Origin of the sequence: Streptomyces griseus, assembly GCF_900460065.1 — a bacterium.
GTDB classification, from domain to species: Bacteria; Actinomycetota; Actinomycetes; order Streptomycetales; family Streptomycetaceae; genus Streptomyces; species Streptomyces griseus.
The window spans coordinates 340320-356679 of the sequence record NZ_UAVD01000026.1; the positions used below are offsets into that span (position 1 = coordinate 340320).

A 16360-nucleotide genomic window follows, 5' to 3' on the forward strand; every position below is an offset into this window, starting at 1 on the left:
ACTCCTTCTTACTTCTTGGACGGGTGCTTGGGCCGCTGCGGGCCCTTGCGCTGTCCGGACTTGGCTTGGCGTGAGGAGCCGGAGGCGGGCTTGCCCGCGGACTTCGGCTGGTCGTCCTGCGGTGCGTCCTGCTTCTCGAGCGAGGTCTTCGAGCCGGCGTCCGAAGACTCCGCGTCCTTGGCTCCGGCCGCGCCGGCCGTCTGGCGCTTCGCCTTGGTCTGGCGCTTGGGCTGCTGGCGCTTGTGCGCCTGGCTGCCCTCGGCGTCGGCGGCGGCGGTCTCGCTCTTCTGCACCGTGCCGTCGTCCTGGGCCGCGAGACCCAACTTGCCGAGGCCGGTGATGAACTTGCGCTCGATGTCGTTGCGGTCGGGGCCCTTGGCGACGATGGCCTTGACGGTGTTGCGCCGGGTCCGTCCGCGCACCTGCCCGTGGGCGGTCACGCTCTTGAGGACCCGCTGGAGGTAGGCGTCCTGCGCCTTGCTGCCCGGCGTCGGGTTCTGGTTGATCACGTACATCTGCTGACCCATGGTCCAGACGTTCGTGGTCAGCCAGTAGACGAGGACACCGACGGGGAAGTTGATGCCCATCACGGCGAAGATGACGGGGAAGATGTACATCAGCATCTTCTGCTGCTGCATGTACGGGGTCTTCACCGTCAGGTCGACGTTCTTCGTCATCAGCTGGCGCTGGGTGAAGAACTGCGAGGCCGACATCAGCACGATCATGATCGCGGTGACGATCCGGACGTCCGTCAGGGAGGCGTCGAGCGAGGTGACCTTCTCGACGCTGTCCGTGAACTTGGCGGCCAGCGGGGCGCCGAAGATGTGCGCCTGACGCGCGCTGTCAAGCAGGTCCTGGTTGATCGCACCGATCTTCTTGCCCGAGGCGATGGAAGACAGCACGTGGTACAGGGCGAAGAAGAACGGGGACTGCGCCAGGATGGGAAGGCACGAGGAGAGCGGGTTGGTGCCCGTCTCCTTGTACAGCTTCATCATCTCTTCGGACTGACGCTGCTTGTCGTTCTTGTAGCGCTCCTGGATCGCCTTCATCTTCGGCTGGAGCACCTGCATGTTGCGGGTCGACTTGATCTGCTTCACGAAGAGCGGGATCAGGCAGATCCGGATCAGCACCACCAGGGACACGATCGACAGGCCCCAGGCCCAGCCGGAGTCGTCACCGAAGAGCGCCCCGTAGACCTTGTGGAACTGAACGATGACCCATGAGACGGGTGTGGTGATGAAGCTGAACAGACTGGCAATCGTGTCCACTAATCAGGCTCCTTGAGCATTGGGCGAGGTCTCTGCGGCCGGGCCCGGAGGTTCGGAGACCGACCCCCCGGACGGCACATCAGCGGCGGACTCCCCGCCCTTTTCGCCGCGCAGGGCATTGCGCAGCAGCTCGTGCCACCGCGGACGCTTGCGTGGCGGAACATGATCCACACCGCCGGGTGACCACGGATTGCACCGCAGGATGCGCCAGGCTGTCAGCGCTGTCCCTTTGATGGCACCGTGCCTGTCGATCGACGTATATCCATAGTGGGAACACGACGGGTAATAACGGCAGACAGGCCCGAGGAGTGGACTGATCGTCCACTGGTACAGCTTGATGAGAGCAAGCAGCGGGTACTTCATCGCGCGCCCCCTCCGAGGAGCCGCTGGAGGGCGGCGTCCAGGTCTCGGGCCAGCTGTGCATGGTCGGCGTCGCCCGCACCGGGCAGCGCCCGTACGACAACAAGGCTACCGGGGGGCAGCTGAGCCAGCCGGTCACGGACCAGGTGGCGAAGCCTCCGCTTCACCGCGGTACGGACGACCGCGCCCCCCACGGCCTTGCTGACAACGAAACCCGCACGCGGCGGGGGAACAGTCTCCCCTGTCACGTGCGGGTCCGTGTCACCGCTGCGTAGATGGACGACGAGCAGTGGACGTCCGGCTCGACGCCCTCGTCGTACCGCGGTCGCGAAGTCCTCGCGCCGCCTCAGCCGATTCTCGGTAGGCAGCACGTCATGGACCTGTTGGCGATCAGGCGGACAGGCTGCTGCGGCCCTTGCCACGGCGGTTCGCGAGAATCGCACGGCCGGCACGGGTACGCATGCGCAGCCGGAAGCCATGGGTCTTGGCGCGACGACGGTTGTTCGGCTGGAAGGTGCGCTTGCTCACTCGGGGGCTCCAGAAATGATTCGTGTGTTGGCGGGACATCGCCTGGCTGTCACCGTGCGCCCACGAGGAACTCGCGTAAACGCCTTAGTGCACCGCTTCACAATCACAGATCGTGATCTTTGCCCATCGGAGGCAGGCGGCAGCAGCCATCGACAACTCGACCTGGTCACGGTACGCGCGGCTACGCCATCCGGTCAAACCGGCTCCGCGCGACCCACCATTGTGCACAGCCTGTGGACAACAACTTGAACCGCGCGGCTCCGCCTGACTACCGTGGCTGAACTCCGGTTCTTTTCCTTCCCGACTGCCGGGCCTCACCCGACCCGACCCATCCCGTCCCGAGAACCACACATTCGTGGGACATGCGAGAGAGCGTGCCTTGTGGCTGACGTACCTGCCGATCTTGCCGCAGTGTGGCCGCGAGTGCTGGAACAACTCCTCGGGGAGGGCCAGCAGGGCATCGAACCGAAGGACAAGCAGTGGATCGAGCGCTGCCAGCCCCTGGCACTCGTCGCCGACACCGCACTGCTGGCCGTCCCCAACGAATGGGGCAAGCGCGTCCTGGAGGGCCGGCTCGCGCCGCTCATCAGCGAGACGCTGACCCGTGAGTGCGGCCGCCCGATCCGGATCGCGATCACCGTCGACGACTCCGCGGGCGAACCGCCCGCCCCGCCGGCGCCCCCGATGCACCAGTCGCACCAGGGCCCGCAGGGCCACCGCTACCCGTCGCAACAGCGCGACGACGCCCCGCGGGGAGACACGTACGACGGATACGGCCACCGCCCCTCCGACGACGGCATGCCGACGGCCCGGCCGGCCTACCCCGACTACCAGCAGCAGCGCCCGGAGCCCGGCGCCTGGCCGCGCACCCAGGAGGACCTCTCCTGGCAGCAGCCGCGGCACGGCGGCTACCAGGACCGCGAGCAGCCCCCGGGCGAGCCGTACCGCGAGAGCGAGGCGTACCAGCGGGAGAGCGAGCAGTACCGGGAGCAGCCCCCGGAGCCGTGGCGCGAGCCGTACGGCGCCGGCCGCCCCCAGCAGCACGACTACCGGTCGCAGCCGCCCGAGCACCAGGGGTACGAGCAGCAGCGCCCCGACCGCCAGGACCAGCAGCAGCCGGGGCCCCGCCCGGGCGGTCACGGTCCCGGGCGGACCGGCGGTTCGGTACCGGGCCCGATGGGCGCGCAGCCGTCCCCCGCGCCGGGCCCCGGCGAACCGCACGCCCGGCTGAACCCGAAGTACCTCTTCGACACCTTCGTCATCGGGGCGTCCAACCGGTTCGCGCACGCCGCCGCCGTCGCCGTCGCGGAGGCGCCCGCGAAGGCGTACAACCCCCTCTTCATCTACGGGGAGTCGGGGCTCGGCAAGACCCACCTGCTGCACGCCATCGGTCACTACGCGCGGAGCCTCTACCCGGGGACCCGGGTGCGGTACGTGAGCTCCGAGGAGTTCACCAACGAGTTCATCAACTCGATCCGCGACGGCAAGGGCGACACCTTCCGCAAGCGCTACCGCGACGTGGACATCCTGCTGGTCGACGACATCCAGTTCCTGGCGAGCAAGGAGTCGACGCAGGAGGAGTTCTTCCACACCTTCAATACGCTGCACAACGCGAACAAGCAGATCGTGCTCTCCTCGGACCGGCCGCCGAAGCAGCTGGTGACGCTGGAGGACCGGCTGCGCAACCGCTTCGAGTGGGGTCTGACGACCGACGTCCAGCCGCCCGAGCTGGAGACCCGGATCGCGATCCTCCGTAAGAAGGCCGTGCAGGAGCAGCTCAACGCCCCGCCGGAGGTCCTGGAGTTCATCGCCTCACGGATCTCGCGCAACATCCGTGAGCTGGAGGGGGCGCTGATCCGGGTGACCGCCTTCGCCTCGCTGAACCGGCAGCCGGTGGACCTCGGGCTGACCGAGATCGTCCTCAAGGATCTGATCCCGGGCGGCGAGGAGTCGGCCCCGGAGATCACCGCGCCGGCCATCATGGCGGCGACCGCGGACTACTTCGGCCTCACCGTGGACGACCTCTGCGGATCCTCGCGCAGCCGGGTCCTGGTGACGGCTCGCCAGATCGCCATGTATCTGTGCCGCGAGCTCACCGATCTCTCGCTGCCGAAGATCGGCGCGCAGTTCGGCGGCCGCGACCACACGACGGTGATGCACGCGGACCGGAAGATCCGGGCGCTGATGGCGGAGCGCCGCTCCATCTACAACCAGGTCACCGAGCTGACCAACCGCATCAAGAACGGCTGACGACCAACTGCCGGGGCTTCTCCCGGAGCGTTCCTCGGGGCGCCTGTCCCGGACCACCACGGTCCGCGGCAGGCGCCTTTCGCGCTCCCGGGGACCCGCAGCGTGCCGTCCGGGACCTCCGCAGCGGCCGTCCGGAGCCTCCGTCAAGCCGTCCGGGACCTCCGCCGGGGCCGCCCAGAGCCTCCGCCGAGGCTGTTCGAGGCCCGTGTCGAGCGCTCCGGTCACCCCGCGCTGTTCGAATACCGGCTGCTCAGAGGCCCTTCTCCACAGATGGGGGAGAAATCTTCCGTCCACAGCCTGGGGACTGGGAAGTTGTCCATATTGCGTCCACAGGGCGCCCTGCCGATACTCCATCAGGCCAGGTCACGTGGTTGGGGATTTGTGGTCAACCGTGATCCACAGCCTGTGGACAGTTCTTTCGTCCACAGGAGGTGATCGTTGTTGTCCACCGGCGGCCCACAGGTTGAGCCGTGTTGTCCCCAGCTTCGCCCTGCTTCTCCACACCCCTGTCCACTGTTCGGCAACGCAACACCCGCTCTCACCGCCCGGAGTGAAAGGCGTCACACCAAGGTGTCCGATTGGGCTGTGGGGAACGTGGGTAAAGCTGGGGACAGGCCTGGGGAGAAGTGGCCCCCTCCTGTGCATCGGGTGTGCAGAACTTTCGCCCGTCCACAGAAAGCCCTGGTTTTCCACGGGTGCCACCCACAGGACCGGTGGACAAAAAACAGTCGCTGACCTGCGCAAACGACGTTATCCACGGTATCCACAAGGCCTACTACTACTACCACCCAGAGTTAGCCAGGAATCAGCTTCGAAGTGGGGCCTGTGCACAACTCGACCCTCGACCGTCGCGAAGCTCTCGGCCCGACTTGACCCCGAGCAGCAACGACTGTCGGTGCCGTACGTCAGACTGGACCCCGGAGCCTCCCCCGCCCTCGGCAGGGAGCTCCGGTCCAGACGACGAAGGCCAGCAGGGCGAGCGAGCAACAGCAGGAGGCGGTTCCGGTGAAGATCCGGGTGGAGCGCGATGTACTCGCGGAGGCGGTGGCCTGGGTGGCCCGCAGCCTCCCGGCCCGTCCGCCGGCGCCCGTTCTCGCGGGCCTTCTGCTGAAGGCCGAGGACGGAGCTCTCAGCTTCTCCAGCTTCGACTACGAGGTCTCCGCGCGCGTCTCCGTCGACGCGGAGATCGACGAGGACGGCACGGTGCTCGTCTCCGGCCGGCTGCTCGCCGACATCTGCCGCGCCCTGCCCAACCGCCCGGTGGAGATCTCCACCGACGGTGTGCGGGCCACGGTCGTCTGCGGCTCCTCCCGCTTCACCCTCCACACCCTGCCTGTGGAGGAGTACCCCGCGCTGCCGCAGATGCCGACCGCCACGGGCACCGTCCCCGGTGAGGTCTTCGCCTCGGCCGCCGCCCAGGTCGCCATCGCAGCGGGCCGCGACGACACGCTGCCGGTGCTCACCGGTGTGCGGATCGAGATCGAGGGCGACACCGTCACCCTCGCCTCCACCGACCGCTACCGCTTCGCGGTCCGCGAGTTCCTCTGGAAGCCGGAGAACGCCGACGCCTCCGCGGTCGCCCTGGTGCCCGCCAAGACGCTTCTGGACACCGCCAAGGCGCTCACGAGCGGCGACACGGTCACCCTGGCGCTCTCCGGGTCCGGCGCCGGCGAGGGCCTGATCGGCTTCGAGGGCGCCGGACGCCGGACGACCACGCGTCTCCTCGAAGGCGATCTGCCGAAGTACCGCACGCTGTTCCCGACCGAGTTCAACTCCGTCGCCGTGATCGAGACGGCCCCCTTTGTCGAGGCCGTCAAGCGTGTGGCCCTGGTCGCCGAGCGCAACACCCCCGTCCGGCTCAGCTTCGAGCAGGGCGTCCTCATCCTGGAAGCCGGTTCCAGCGACGACGCACAGGCTGTGGAGCGCGTCGACGCGGTGCTGGAGGGCGACGACATCTCGATCGCCTTCAACCCGACGTTCCTGCTGGACGGCCTGAGCGCGATCGACTCCCCGGTCGCCCAGCTCTCCTTCACCACGTCCACCAAGCCCGCCCTGCTCAGCGGCCGCCCGGCCGTCGACGCCGAGGCGGACGACGCGTACAAGTACCTGATCATGCCGGTCCGCCTCTCCGGCTGATCCCGGCTTCCCCCGGCCGATCGGGGGACGTAACCGCGGCAGTTTCCGGCGGGCCCGCTCGGCGCGGAGCGGGCCCGCCGCGCTGTCCACCGCCGGGCGTAGGCTCGTTCCCGGGCGCACACGCCCCGACGCTTATCGCCACGACGCTTAAGGAATCTCTGATGGAGCTCGGTCTCGTCGGCCTCGGCAAGATGGGCGGCAACATGCGCGAGCGCATCCGCCGCGCAGGCCACACCGTCATCGGTTACGACCGCAACCCGGATGTCGCCGATGTCCACAGTCTCGAAGAGCTTGTGGGCAAGCTGAAGGGCCCGCGGGTCGTCTGGGTCATGGTCCCGGCCGGTGCCGCGACCCAGTCCACGATCGACGAGCTCGCCGACCTGCTCTCGCCCGGCGACGTCGTCGTCGACGGCGGGAACTCCCGGTGGACCGACGACGAGAAGCACGCCGTCGAGCTGGGCATCAAGGACATCGGCTTCGTCGACTGCGGAGTCTCCGGCGGCGTCTGGGGCCTGGAGAACGGCTACGCCCTGATGTACGGCGGCACCGAGGAGAACGTGGCGAAGGTCCAGCCGATCTTCGACGCGCTGAAGCCCGAGGGCGACTTCGGCTCCGTGCACGCGGGCAAGGTCGGCGCCGGCCACTTCGCGAAGATGGTCCACAACGGCATCGAGTACGCCATGATGCAGGCCTACGCCGAGGGCTGGGAGCTGCTGGAGAAGGTCGACTCCGTCACCGACGTGCGCGAGGTCTTCCGCTCCTGGCAGGAGGGCACGGTCATCCGTTCCTGGCTGCTCGACCTCGCGGTCAACGCGCTCGACGACGACGAGCACCTCGACAAGCTCCGGGGCTTCGCCGCCGACTCGGGCGAGGGCCGCTGGACGGTGGAGGCCGCGATCGACAACGCGGTGCCGCTGCCCGCGATCACGGCGTCGCTGTTCGCGCGGTTCGCCTCGCGTCAGGACGACTCGCCGCAGATGAAGATGATCGCCGCGCTGCGCAACCAGTTCGGCGGCCACGCGGTCGAGTCCAAGAACGAGAACTGATCGCGCCGCCGGCCCCGCGCCGGCGCCGCGAGCACCGGGAAGCACTGTCGGGAGAGGTCGGCCACCATGCACGTCACCCATCTCTCGCTGGCCGACTTCCGCTCCTACGCCCGGGTCGAGGTCCCTCTCGACCCGGGCGTCACCGCGTTCGTCGGGCCCAACGGGCAGGGCAAGACCAATCTCGTCGAGGCCGTCGGCTATCTCGCCACCCTCGGCAGCCACCGGGTCTCCTCGGACGCCCCGCTGGTGCGGATGGGCGCGGAGCGGGCGGTGATCCGGGCTGCGGTCACCCAGGGCGAGCGGTCCCAGCTGATCGAGCTGGAGCTGAACCCCGGCCGCGCCAACCGGGCCCGGATCAACCGGTCCTCGCAGGTCAGACCGCGTGACGTGCTCGGGATCGTACGGACCGTGCTGTTCGCGCCGGAGGATCTGGCCCTGGTCAAGGGCGACCCCGGCGAGCGGCGGCGGTTCCTGGACGAGCTGATCACGGCGCGCTCCCCCCGGATGGCCGGGGTCCGCTCCGACTACGAGCGGGTGCTCAAACAGCGCAACACCCTGCTGAAGTCCGCGGCCATGGCCCGGCGGCACGGCGGACGCTCGATGGACCTGTCCACCCTCGACGTCTGGGACCAGCACCTGGGGCGGGTGGGCGCGGAGCTGCTCGCGCAGCGCCTCGATCTGATCGCCACGCTCCAGCCGCTGGCCGACAAGGCGTACGGGGACGTGGCTCCGGGCGGCGGTCCGGTGGCGCTGGAGTACCGCAGTTCGGTCGGCGGGGACGTGGGTCCCGCGCGGACCCGCGACGAGCTGTACGAGCAGCTGACGGCGGCCCTCGTGGGCGTCCGCAAGCAGGAGATCGAGCGGGGCGTGACGCTGGTCGGCCCCCACCGCGACGACCTGCTGCTCGGTCTGCGGGGGATGCCGGCGAAGGGGTACGCGAGCCACGGCGAGTCCTGGAGCTACGCGCTGGCGCTGCGGCTGGCCTCGTACGAGCTGCTGCGCTCCGAGGGCAACGAGCCGGTGCTGGTGCTGGACGACGTCTTCGCCGAGCTGGACGCCCGTCGCCGGGAGCGGCTGGCGGAGCTGGTGGTTCCGGGCGAGCAGGTGCTCGTGACGGCCGCGGTGGCGGAGGACGTTCCGGGCGTGCTGGCGGGAGCGCGGTACGCGGTGTCCGCGGGCGAGGTGGCGCGCGTATGACCGGCCGGGGTGAGAGCGGGGCCGGCCGGGGGGCACCGGCCTCCCGCGCCGGCGGTACGGGCGCGGCGCGGGCGAAGGGCGTGGGCCGGGCAGGCGGGCCGGGAGAGGCGTTGCCGGATCCGGCCGCCCCCGGGACGACCGCCGGGGCTGCGTCCGGTGCCGCCTCCGGTGCGCCTTCGGGGGCGTCGAAGCCGCCCGAGGTGACGGGCGTCGATCTCGCCCGGGTCGCGTTGCGGGCGGCGAAGGAGCAGGCCCGGGCGCGGGGTGCGGCGGCGCAGCAGAAGAAGCAGGCCCGGCGGGGCGGCGGGCTGCGCTCGGGCGCCCGGTCGGACGGCCGGGATCCGCAGCCGCTGGGTTCCGCGATCAACCGGTTGATCACCGAGCGCGGGTGGGAGACGCCCGCGGCGGTCGGCGGGGTGATGGGGCGGTGGCCGCAGATCGTCGGCGACGATCTGGCGAACCACTGCGTGCCCCTGCGGTACGACGACGATCCGGCCGCCCGGGTGCTGACCGTGAGCTGTGACTCGACGGCGTGGGCGACGCAGCTGCGGCTGCTGGCTCCGCAGCTGGTGGCCCGGCTGAACGCGGATCTGGGGCAGGGCACCGTACGGATGATCAAGGTGGTCGGGCCGGGGGGCCCGGAGCGCCGGTTCGGACCGTTGCGGGCGCCCGGCAGCAAGGGCCCGGGCGACACCTACGGGTGAGGGTGCGGGCCGCCGGTGCGAGGGGGCGGGCGGCCGGGGCCTCCGCATGCTCGCGCCGTCTCCGCAAGGATCACCGGTCACCGGGCTGAGCTGCACTTTCGGCGTGAAATTGTCGTGTACCGGGCGGGCGTACGGGCGGGTTCGTCAGGGTTCGCGGGAGAGGAAACCGGGCGGTACGGCCGGAGCGTCCCTCACCGTAGCGAGAGGTTGACAGGCCGAAGCGCTCAAAGCCCTTCAGGGCGTCTTGGGGCCCCTTCCCGAATATGGGGAGTCGTCAGGCGCTCATTCAGGGCGGCACATGCGTACTCAGGTACCGGCAAACCCCCACTCATGTCAGTGCTACCGGTAGACTGGTGAGTAATCCCGCCGCTGAGGCGGGAGTCGTCGATACAAGCCGAACGACGCAGCCGCTCCCGCCTGTCCGGAGAACGGCCTGTGCTGTGCCAGAAAGGGCGCTTCGTGGCCGATTCCGGCAACCCCAACGAGAACATTCCGTCCACAGCCGGTGAGCACGGCGAGGCCGCCGCCTCGTACGACGCCAGCGCGATCACCGTGCTGGAAGGGCTGGACGCGGTCCGCAAGCGGCCTGGCATGTACATCGGCTCGACCGGTGAGCGCGGCCTGCACCACCTCGTGCAGGAAGTCGTCGACAACTCGGTCGACGAGGCGATGGCGGGCCACGCGGACACCATCGACGTCACGATCCTCGCCGACGGCGGGGTGCGTGTGATCGACAACGGCCGGGGCATCCCGGTCGGCATCGTGCCGTCCGAAGGGAAGCCGGCCGTCGAGGTCGTGCTGACCGTGCTGCACGCGGGCGGCAAGTTCGGCGGTGGCGGCTACGCCGTCTCCGGCGGTCTGCACGGCGTCGGCGTCTCCGTCGTCAACGCCCTGTCCACCCGGGTCGCCGTCGAGGTCAAGACCGACGGCCACCGCTGGACCCAGGACTACAAGCTCGGTGTCCCGACGGCCCCGCTGGCCCAGCACGAGGCCACCGAGGAGACCGGTACGACGGTCACCTTCTGGGCCGACGGGGACATCTTCGAGACGACCGAGTACAGCTTCGAGACCCTCTCGCGCCGCTTCCAGGAGATGGCGTTCCTCAACAAGGGCCTCACCCTCAAGCTCACCGACGAGCGCGAGTCGGCGAAGGCGACGGCGGGCGCGGACAGCGTGGACGCCGCCGAGCCCTCCGAGGAGGAGACCGCCCGCTCGGTCACGTACCACTACGAAAACGGCATCGTCGATTTCGTGAAGTACCTCAACTCCCGCAAGGGCGACGTCATTCACCAGTCGGTGATCGACATCGAGGCCGAGGACAAGGACCGGCTCCTGTCGGTCGAGATCGCCATGCAGTGGAACACGCAGTACACCGAAGGGGTCTACTCCTTCGCCAACGCGATCCACACGCACGAGGGCGGTACGCACGAGGAGGGCTTCCGCGCGGCGCTGACCTCGCTGGTCAACCGGTACGCGCGCGACAAGAAGCTGCTGCGCGACAAGGACGACAACCTCACGGGCGAGGACGTCCGCGAGGGCCTGACCGCGATCATCTCGGTGAAGCTGGGCGAGCCGCAGTTCGAGGGCCAGACGAAGACCAAGCTGGGCAACACGGAGGCCAAGACCTTCGTGCAGAAGGTCGTCCACGAGCAGCTGACGGACTGGTTCGACCGGAATCCCAACGAGGCCGCCGACATCATCCGCAAGGGCATCGCCGCCTCGACCGCCCGCGTGGCGGCCCGCAAGGCGCGTGACCTGACGCGGCGCAAGGGGCTGCTGGAGAGCGCCTCGCTGCCGGGCAAGCTCAGCGACTGCCAGTCGAACGACCCCACCAAGTGCGAGATCTTCATCGTCGAGGGTGACTCCGCCGGTGGTTCGGCGAAGTCCGGCCGCAACCCGATGTACCAGGCGATCCTGCCCATCCGGGGCAAGATCCTGAACGTCGAGAAGGCCCGGGTCGACAAGATCCTCCAGAACACCGAGGTCCAGGCGCTGATCTCGGCGTTCGGCACCGGGGTCCACGAGGACTTCGACATCGAGAAGCTCCGCTATCACAAGATCATCCTGATGGCGGACGCCGACGTCGACGGCCAGCACATCAACACCCTGCTGCTGACGTTCCTCTTCCGCTTCATGCGGCCGCTGGTGGAGGCGGGGCACGTCTACCTCTCGCGCCCGCCGCTCTACAAGATCAAGTGGGGCCGGGACGACTTCGAGTACGCGTACTCGGACCGGGAGCGCGACGCCCTGGTGGCGCTCGGCAAGCAGAACGGCAAGCGGATCAAGGAAGACTCGATCCAGCGCTTCAAGGGTCTCGGCGAGATGAACGCCGAAGAGCTGCGCGTCACGACCATGGACGTCGACCACCGGGTCCTCGGCCAGGTCACGCTGGACGACGCGGCGCAGGCCGACGACCTGTTCTCGGTGCTCATGGGCGAGGACGTCGAGGCGCGGCGCTCGTTCATCCAGCGCAATGCCAAGGACGTCCGCTTCCTCGACATCTGAGTCGGCCGTACCAGCGACGCCGCAGCTCGAAAGGACTTTGACCAGCAATGGCCGACGAGAACACCCCTGTGACACCCGAACCCGCGACGCCCGAGGAAGTCACCGTCCCCGGTGTGGGCATGCGTGTCGAGCCCGTCGGGCTCGAGACGGAGATGCAGCGCTCCTACCTCGACTACGCGATGTCCGTCATCGTCTCGCGTGCGCTCCCCGACGTACGGGACGGCCTCAAGCCCGTCCACCGCCGGGTGCTGTACGCGATGTACGACGGCGGGTACCGCCCCGAGAAGGGCTTCTACAAGTGCGCCCGCGTCGTCGGCGACGTCATGGGTACGTACCACCCGCACGGCGACTCCTCCATCTACGACGCCCTGGTGCGCCTCGCGCAGCCGTGGTCGCTGCGGATGCCGCTGGTCGACTCCAACGGCAACTTCGGTTCCCCGGGCAACGACCCGGCCGCCGCCATGCGGTACACCGAGTGCAAGATGATGCCGCTGTCCATGGAGATGGTCCGGGACATCGACGAGGAGACCGTCGACTTCCAGGACAACTACGACGGCCGCAACCAGGAGCCGACGGTCCTGCCGGCGCGCTTCCCGAACCTGCTGGTCAACGGCTCCGCCGGGATCGCGGTCGGCATGGCGACCAACATCCCGCCGCACAACCTCCGCGAGGTCGCCGCCGGCGCCCAGTGGTACCTGGAGCACCCCGAGGCCTCGCACGAGGAGCTGCTGGACGCGCTGATCGAGCGCATCAAGGGCCCCGACTTCCCCACCGGCGCGCTGGTCGTGGGCCGCAAGGGCATCGAGGAGGCGTACCGCACCGGCCGCGGCTCCATCACGATGCGGGCGGTCGTCGCGGTCGAGGAGATCCAGGGCCGCCAGTGCCTGGTCGTCACGGAGCTGCCGTTCCAGACGAACCCCGACAACCTCGCGCAGAAGATCGCCGACCTGGTCAAGGACGGCAAGGTCGGCGGCATCGCGGACGTGCGCGACGAGACCTCCTCGCGTACGGGGCAGCGCCTGGTCGTCGTCCTCAAGCGGGACGCGGTCGCCAAGGTCGTCCTCAACAACCTGTACAAGCACACCGACCTCCAGACGAACTTCGGCGCGAACATGCTGGCGCTCGTCGACGGGGTGCCGCGCACGCTGTCGATCGACGCGTTCATCCGCCACTGGGTGACGCACCAGATCGAGGTCATCGTCCGGCGGACCAGGTTCCGGCTGCGCAAGGCGGAGGAGCGGGCGCACATCCTGCGCGGCCTCCTCAAGGCCCTGAACGCCATCGACGAGGTCATCGCCCTCATCCGGCGCTCCAACACCGTGGAGATCGCGCGTGAGGGCCTGATGGGCCTGCTGGAGATCGACGAGCTCCAGGCGAACGCGATCCTGGAGATGCAGCTGCGCCGACTGGCCGCGCTGGAGCACCAGAAGATCACCGCCGAGCACGACGAGCTCCAGGCGAAGATCAACGAGTACAACGAGATCCTGGCCTCGCCCGCCAAGCAGCGCGCCATCGTCAGCGAGGAGCTGGCGGCGATCGTCGACAAGTTCGGCGACGACCGGCGCTCCCAGCTGGTGCCCTTCGACGGTGACATGTCCATCGAGGACCTGATCGCCGAGGAGGACATCGTCGTCACGATCTCCCGCAGCGGCTACGTGAAGCGCACGAAGACGGACGACTACCGCTCGCAGAAGCGCGGCGGCAAGGGCGTGCGCGGGACCAAGCTGCGGGAAGACGACATCGTCGACCACTTCTTCGTCTCGACCACCCACCACTGGCTGCTGTTCTTCACGAACAAGGGCCGGGTCTACCGCGCCAAGGCGTACGAGCTCCCGGACGCCGGCCGGGACGCGCGCGGCCAGCACGTCGCCAACCTGCTGGCCTTCCAGCCGGACGAGAAGATCGCCCAGATCCTCGCGATCCGCGACTACGAGGCCGTGCCGTACCTGATCCTCGCGACGAAGGGCGGTCTGGTGAAGAAGACCGCGCTCAAGGACTACGACTCGCCCCGCTCCGGCGGCGTCATTGCGATCAACCTGCGCGAGATGCCGGAGGGCGGCGACGACGAGCTGATCGGCGCCGAACTGGTCTCGGCCGAGGACGACCTGCTGCTCATCAGCAAGAAGGCCCAGTCGATCCGGTTCACCGCGACCGACGACGCGCTGCGCCCGATGGGCCGCGCCACCTCGGGCGTGAAGGGGATGAGTTTCCGCGAGGGCGACGAACTGCTCTCGATGAATGTCGTCCGGCCCGGTACGTTCGTCTTCACCGCTACCGACGGCGGGTACGCGAAGCGGACCCCCGTCGACGAGTACCGCGTCCAGGGCCGCGGCGGCCTCGGCATCAAGGCCGCCAAGATCGTGGAGGACCGCGGATCGCTCGTCGGTGCGCTGGTGGTCGAGGAGACCGACGAGATTCTCGCCATCACGCTCGGCGGTGGTGTGATTCGTACGCGAGTCAATGAAGTCAGGGAGACGGGCCGTGACACCATGGGCGTTCAACTGATCAATCTGGGCAAGCGCGACGCCGTCGTCGGCATCGCGCGCAATGCCGAGGCGGGCCGTGAGGCGGAAGAGGTCGATGGGGCCGATGACGTCGATGGCGAGCCGGCCGAGGTCCACGCCGAGGGCGTGGCAGAGGGCACTGTCGAGGGCACGGAGCCCTCGACCGGGGAGCACGAGGAGTAGAGCGTGAGTGGAGCCACGGGCGCCGGTTCGGCCGCTTCCGGAGCAGGAGCGAACGGTGCCCGTGGCCCTGCCACGGACTCCCAAGGGGGCACTGTGACGGACACACGAGGGCCTCAGCCCCAGTACGAGGGTTACGCGACCGGGCCCCTGCCCGGCGAGCGTGAGCCCGCACCGGGGCCGTCGGGGCCGTACCACCCGCCCCAGGCGTATCAGGCGCCCGGTGGCGGCACCCAGGGCGGCCAGCGCCCCGGACAGCCGGGCGGAGGCACACTGGGCGGTGCGCAGGGCGTGGGCGGCGCCCAGGGGACGCGCAAGCCGCGCACGGGGGCGCGGACCACTCCGCGTACCCGCAAGGCACGTCTGCGGGTGGCCAAGGCCGACCCGTGGTCGGTGATGAAGGTCAGCTTCCTGCTGTCGATCGCGCTGGGCATCTGCACCGTGGTGGCGTCGGCGGTGCTGTGGATGGTCATGGACGCGATGGGCGTCTTCGAGACCGTCGGCGGAACGATCAGCGAGGCCACCGGCTCGAACGAGAGCAACGGCTTCGATCTGCAGTCGTTCCTGTCGCTGCCGCGGGTGCTCATCTTCACCTCGGTCATCGCGGTGATCGACGTGGTTCTGGCCACCGCGCTGGCGACGCTGGGCGCTTTCATCTACAACCTGTCGGCGGGCTTCGTGGGCGGCGTGGAGCTCACGCTGGCCGAGGACGAGTAGCGCGCCGAGTATCGATTTTGGGACTGGCCCCGACGTGCGCTAATCTTCAGAAGTCAGCGCGGAGCAGCACAGCGCGGCGGGGCTATAGCTCAGTTGGTTAGAGCGCATCCCTGATAAGGATGAGGCCACAGGTTCAAATCCTGTTAGCCCCACCAGACTGAAGGCCCCTCACCGGAGACGGTGGGGGGCCTTTCGCGTGGCCTGCCGGCGAGAACGCCGGAGGGCGCCTACAGCGTGGACGCCCACAGCAGCACCGCTATCGGAGTCAGCCCGCAGACGAGGCCGACGGAGAGGCACCCGTACGCCAGGAGCTCGAAGGCCCTGTGCTGTTGGGCCCGGCACGCGGCGAAGCAGGTGAAGCTCACGACTGCCAGGCACGGCAGGACGATGAAGACGAAACCCAGCGCGGCCACGGCGTCCCTCCCGGCTGATCGGGCCGCGGACGGGCCGCGGGTGGGAGCATCCTCGCAGGCGGCGCGGTGGGGGCGCGGGCCGGGCACACGGAAGGGGCCCCCGGCCGGTGTGAACCGGACCAGGGGCCCCGGAGTGCGGTGGGCGCCGGGATCAGGGGGGTGGCGCCGGGGAGTCGCCCTCCGGGGCCGAGGAGCGGGAGCCGGCCGGGCCGGTCGTGCGGGCGGTCTCCGCGGGGTCGAGCGACAGGTGCCGGGTGGCCGGGGAGGAGCCGTGGGCCTCGGCCCGGATGCGCTGCTTCATCGTGGGCGGCAGGGCCCGGTCACGCGGAAGGGTCCATCGGACCGAGGGGGCGACCGGGGTTGCCGAGGTGGCGGCCGTGTGCTCCTGGGTCGTGGTGCTCGGCTGCGCCGAGGCGTTCGCGGCGTTCGCGCTGCTCGCCGTGGCGGTGGCGAGGCCCAGCGACGCCAGGAGGGCGAAGAAGGCGGTGATGAAGGCGGTCCAGAGGTTCTTGGGCTGGAAGGTGCTCATGGCCCCTCGCTTTCGGACGGTCC

Annotated in this window: 14 protein-coding genes and 1 tRNA gene; 9 read left to right on the forward strand and 6 right to left on the reverse strand. The window is 69.3% G+C overall.

What is annotated here, in order from left to right; genetic code table 11:
* Positions 1 to 8: 8 nt before the first annotated feature.
* From yidC to rpmH, 4 genes are read right to left on the reverse strand one after another with little or no spacing between them, the layout of a single operon-like run.
* Positions 9 to 1268, reverse strand: coding sequence for a membrane protein insertase YidC (yidC, locus tag DTB53_RS15485; protein WP_012380082.1), 1260 nt, complete (start codon positions 1266 to 1268; stop codon positions 9 to 11).
* Positions 1269 to 1271: 3 nt separating this feature from the next.
* Entirely contained in the window at positions 1272 to 1631 is a 360-nt protein-coding gene (gene yidD / locus DTB53_RS15490; protein WP_003967882.1) for a membrane protein insertion efficiency factor YidD, read from the reverse strand.
* Complete coding sequence (gene rnpA / locus DTB53_RS15495) at positions 1628 to 1999, reverse strand: ribonuclease P protein component (RefSeq protein ID WP_003967883.1); 372 nt, start codon at positions 1997 to 1999, stop codon at positions 1628 to 1630. Before rnpA ends, yidD begins: the two co-directional genes overlap by 4 nt.
* A 19-nt stretch (positions 2000 to 2018) precedes the next feature.
* Entirely contained in the window at positions 2019 to 2156 is a 138-nt protein-coding gene (gene rpmH, locus DTB53_RS15500; RefSeq protein ID WP_003967884.1) for a 50S ribosomal protein L34, read from the reverse strand.
* Positions 2157 to 2537: 381 nt separating this feature from the next.
* Between rpmH and dnaA the strand changes: the two genes are divergently transcribed.
* The 9 genes from dnaA to DTB53_RS15550 all read left to right on the forward strand — a co-directional run bounded on the left by dnaA (position 2538) and on the right by DTB53_RS15550 (position 15550).
* Positions 2538 to 4406: a chromosomal replication initiator protein DnaA gene (gene dnaA, locus DTB53_RS15505; RefSeq protein ID WP_012380083.1), complete on the forward strand. Its 1869-nt coding sequence runs from the start codon at positions 2538 to 2540 to the stop codon at positions 4404 to 4406.
* A 1005-nt stretch (positions 4407 to 5411) separates the two neighbouring features.
* Positions 5412 to 6542 carry a DNA polymerase III subunit beta gene (gene dnaN / locus DTB53_RS15515; RefSeq protein WP_003967886.1) on the forward strand — a complete coding sequence of 377 codons (1131 nt, stop codon included), beginning with the start codon at positions 5412 to 5414 and terminating at the stop codon, positions 6540 to 6542.
* A gap of 161 nt (positions 6543 to 6703) precedes the next feature.
* Positions 6704 to 7588, forward strand: coding sequence for a phosphogluconate dehydrogenase (NAD(+)-dependent, decarboxylating) (gene gnd / locus DTB53_RS15520; protein ID WP_003967887.1), 885 nt, complete (start codon positions 6704 to 6706; stop codon positions 7586 to 7588).
* Between the two features lie 66 nt (positions 7589 to 7654).
* Positions 7655 to 8785, forward strand: coding sequence for a DNA replication/repair protein RecF (gene recF, locus DTB53_RS15525; protein ID WP_003967888.1), 1131 nt, complete (start codon positions 7655 to 7657; stop codon positions 8783 to 8785).
* 200 nt (positions 8786 to 8985) lie between these two features.
* On the forward strand, positions 8986 to 9489 hold the full coding sequence (locus tag DTB53_RS15530; RefSeq protein ID WP_012380084.1) for a DciA family protein: 504 nt from the start codon (positions 8986 to 8988) through the stop codon (positions 9487 to 9489).
* 435 nt (positions 9490 to 9924) lie between these two features.
* Positions 9925 to 11994 carry a DNA topoisomerase (ATP-hydrolyzing) subunit B gene (gene gyrB / locus DTB53_RS15535; RefSeq protein ID WP_003967890.1) on the forward strand — a complete coding sequence of 690 codons (2070 nt, stop codon included), beginning with the start codon at positions 9925 to 9927 and terminating at the stop codon, positions 11992 to 11994.
* Positions 11995 to 12041: 47 nt separating this feature from the next.
* Positions 12042 to 14681 carry a DNA gyrase subunit A gene (gene gyrA / locus DTB53_RS15540; RefSeq protein WP_003967891.1) on the forward strand — a complete coding sequence of 880 codons (2640 nt, stop codon included), beginning with the start codon at positions 12042 to 12044 and terminating at the stop codon, positions 14679 to 14681.
* 93 nt (positions 14682 to 14774) lie between these two features.
* Positions 14775 to 15395 carry a DUF3566 domain-containing protein gene (locus DTB53_RS15545; protein WP_003967892.1) on the forward strand — a complete coding sequence of 207 codons (621 nt, stop codon included), beginning with the start codon at positions 14775 to 14777 and terminating at the stop codon, positions 15393 to 15395.
* Between the two features lie 78 nt (positions 15396 to 15473).
* Positions 15474 to 15550: transfer RNA gene (locus tag DTB53_RS15550), tRNA-Ile, on the forward strand.
* Between the two features lie 72 nt (positions 15551 to 15622).
* On the opposite strand, the gene DTB53_RS15555 is transcribed toward DTB53_RS15550, so the two are convergent.
* Positions 15623 to 15808, reverse strand: a complete 186-nt coding sequence (locus tag DTB53_RS15555; protein WP_236586388.1) for a hypothetical protein — start codon at positions 15806 to 15808, stop codon at positions 15623 to 15625.
* Positions 15809 to 15959: 151 nt separating this feature from the next.
* Entirely contained in the window at positions 15960 to 16337 is a 378-nt protein-coding gene (locus DTB53_RS15560) for a DUF6344 domain-containing protein (protein ID WP_012380088.1), read from the reverse strand.
* Positions 16338 to 16360: the final 23 nt, after the last annotated feature.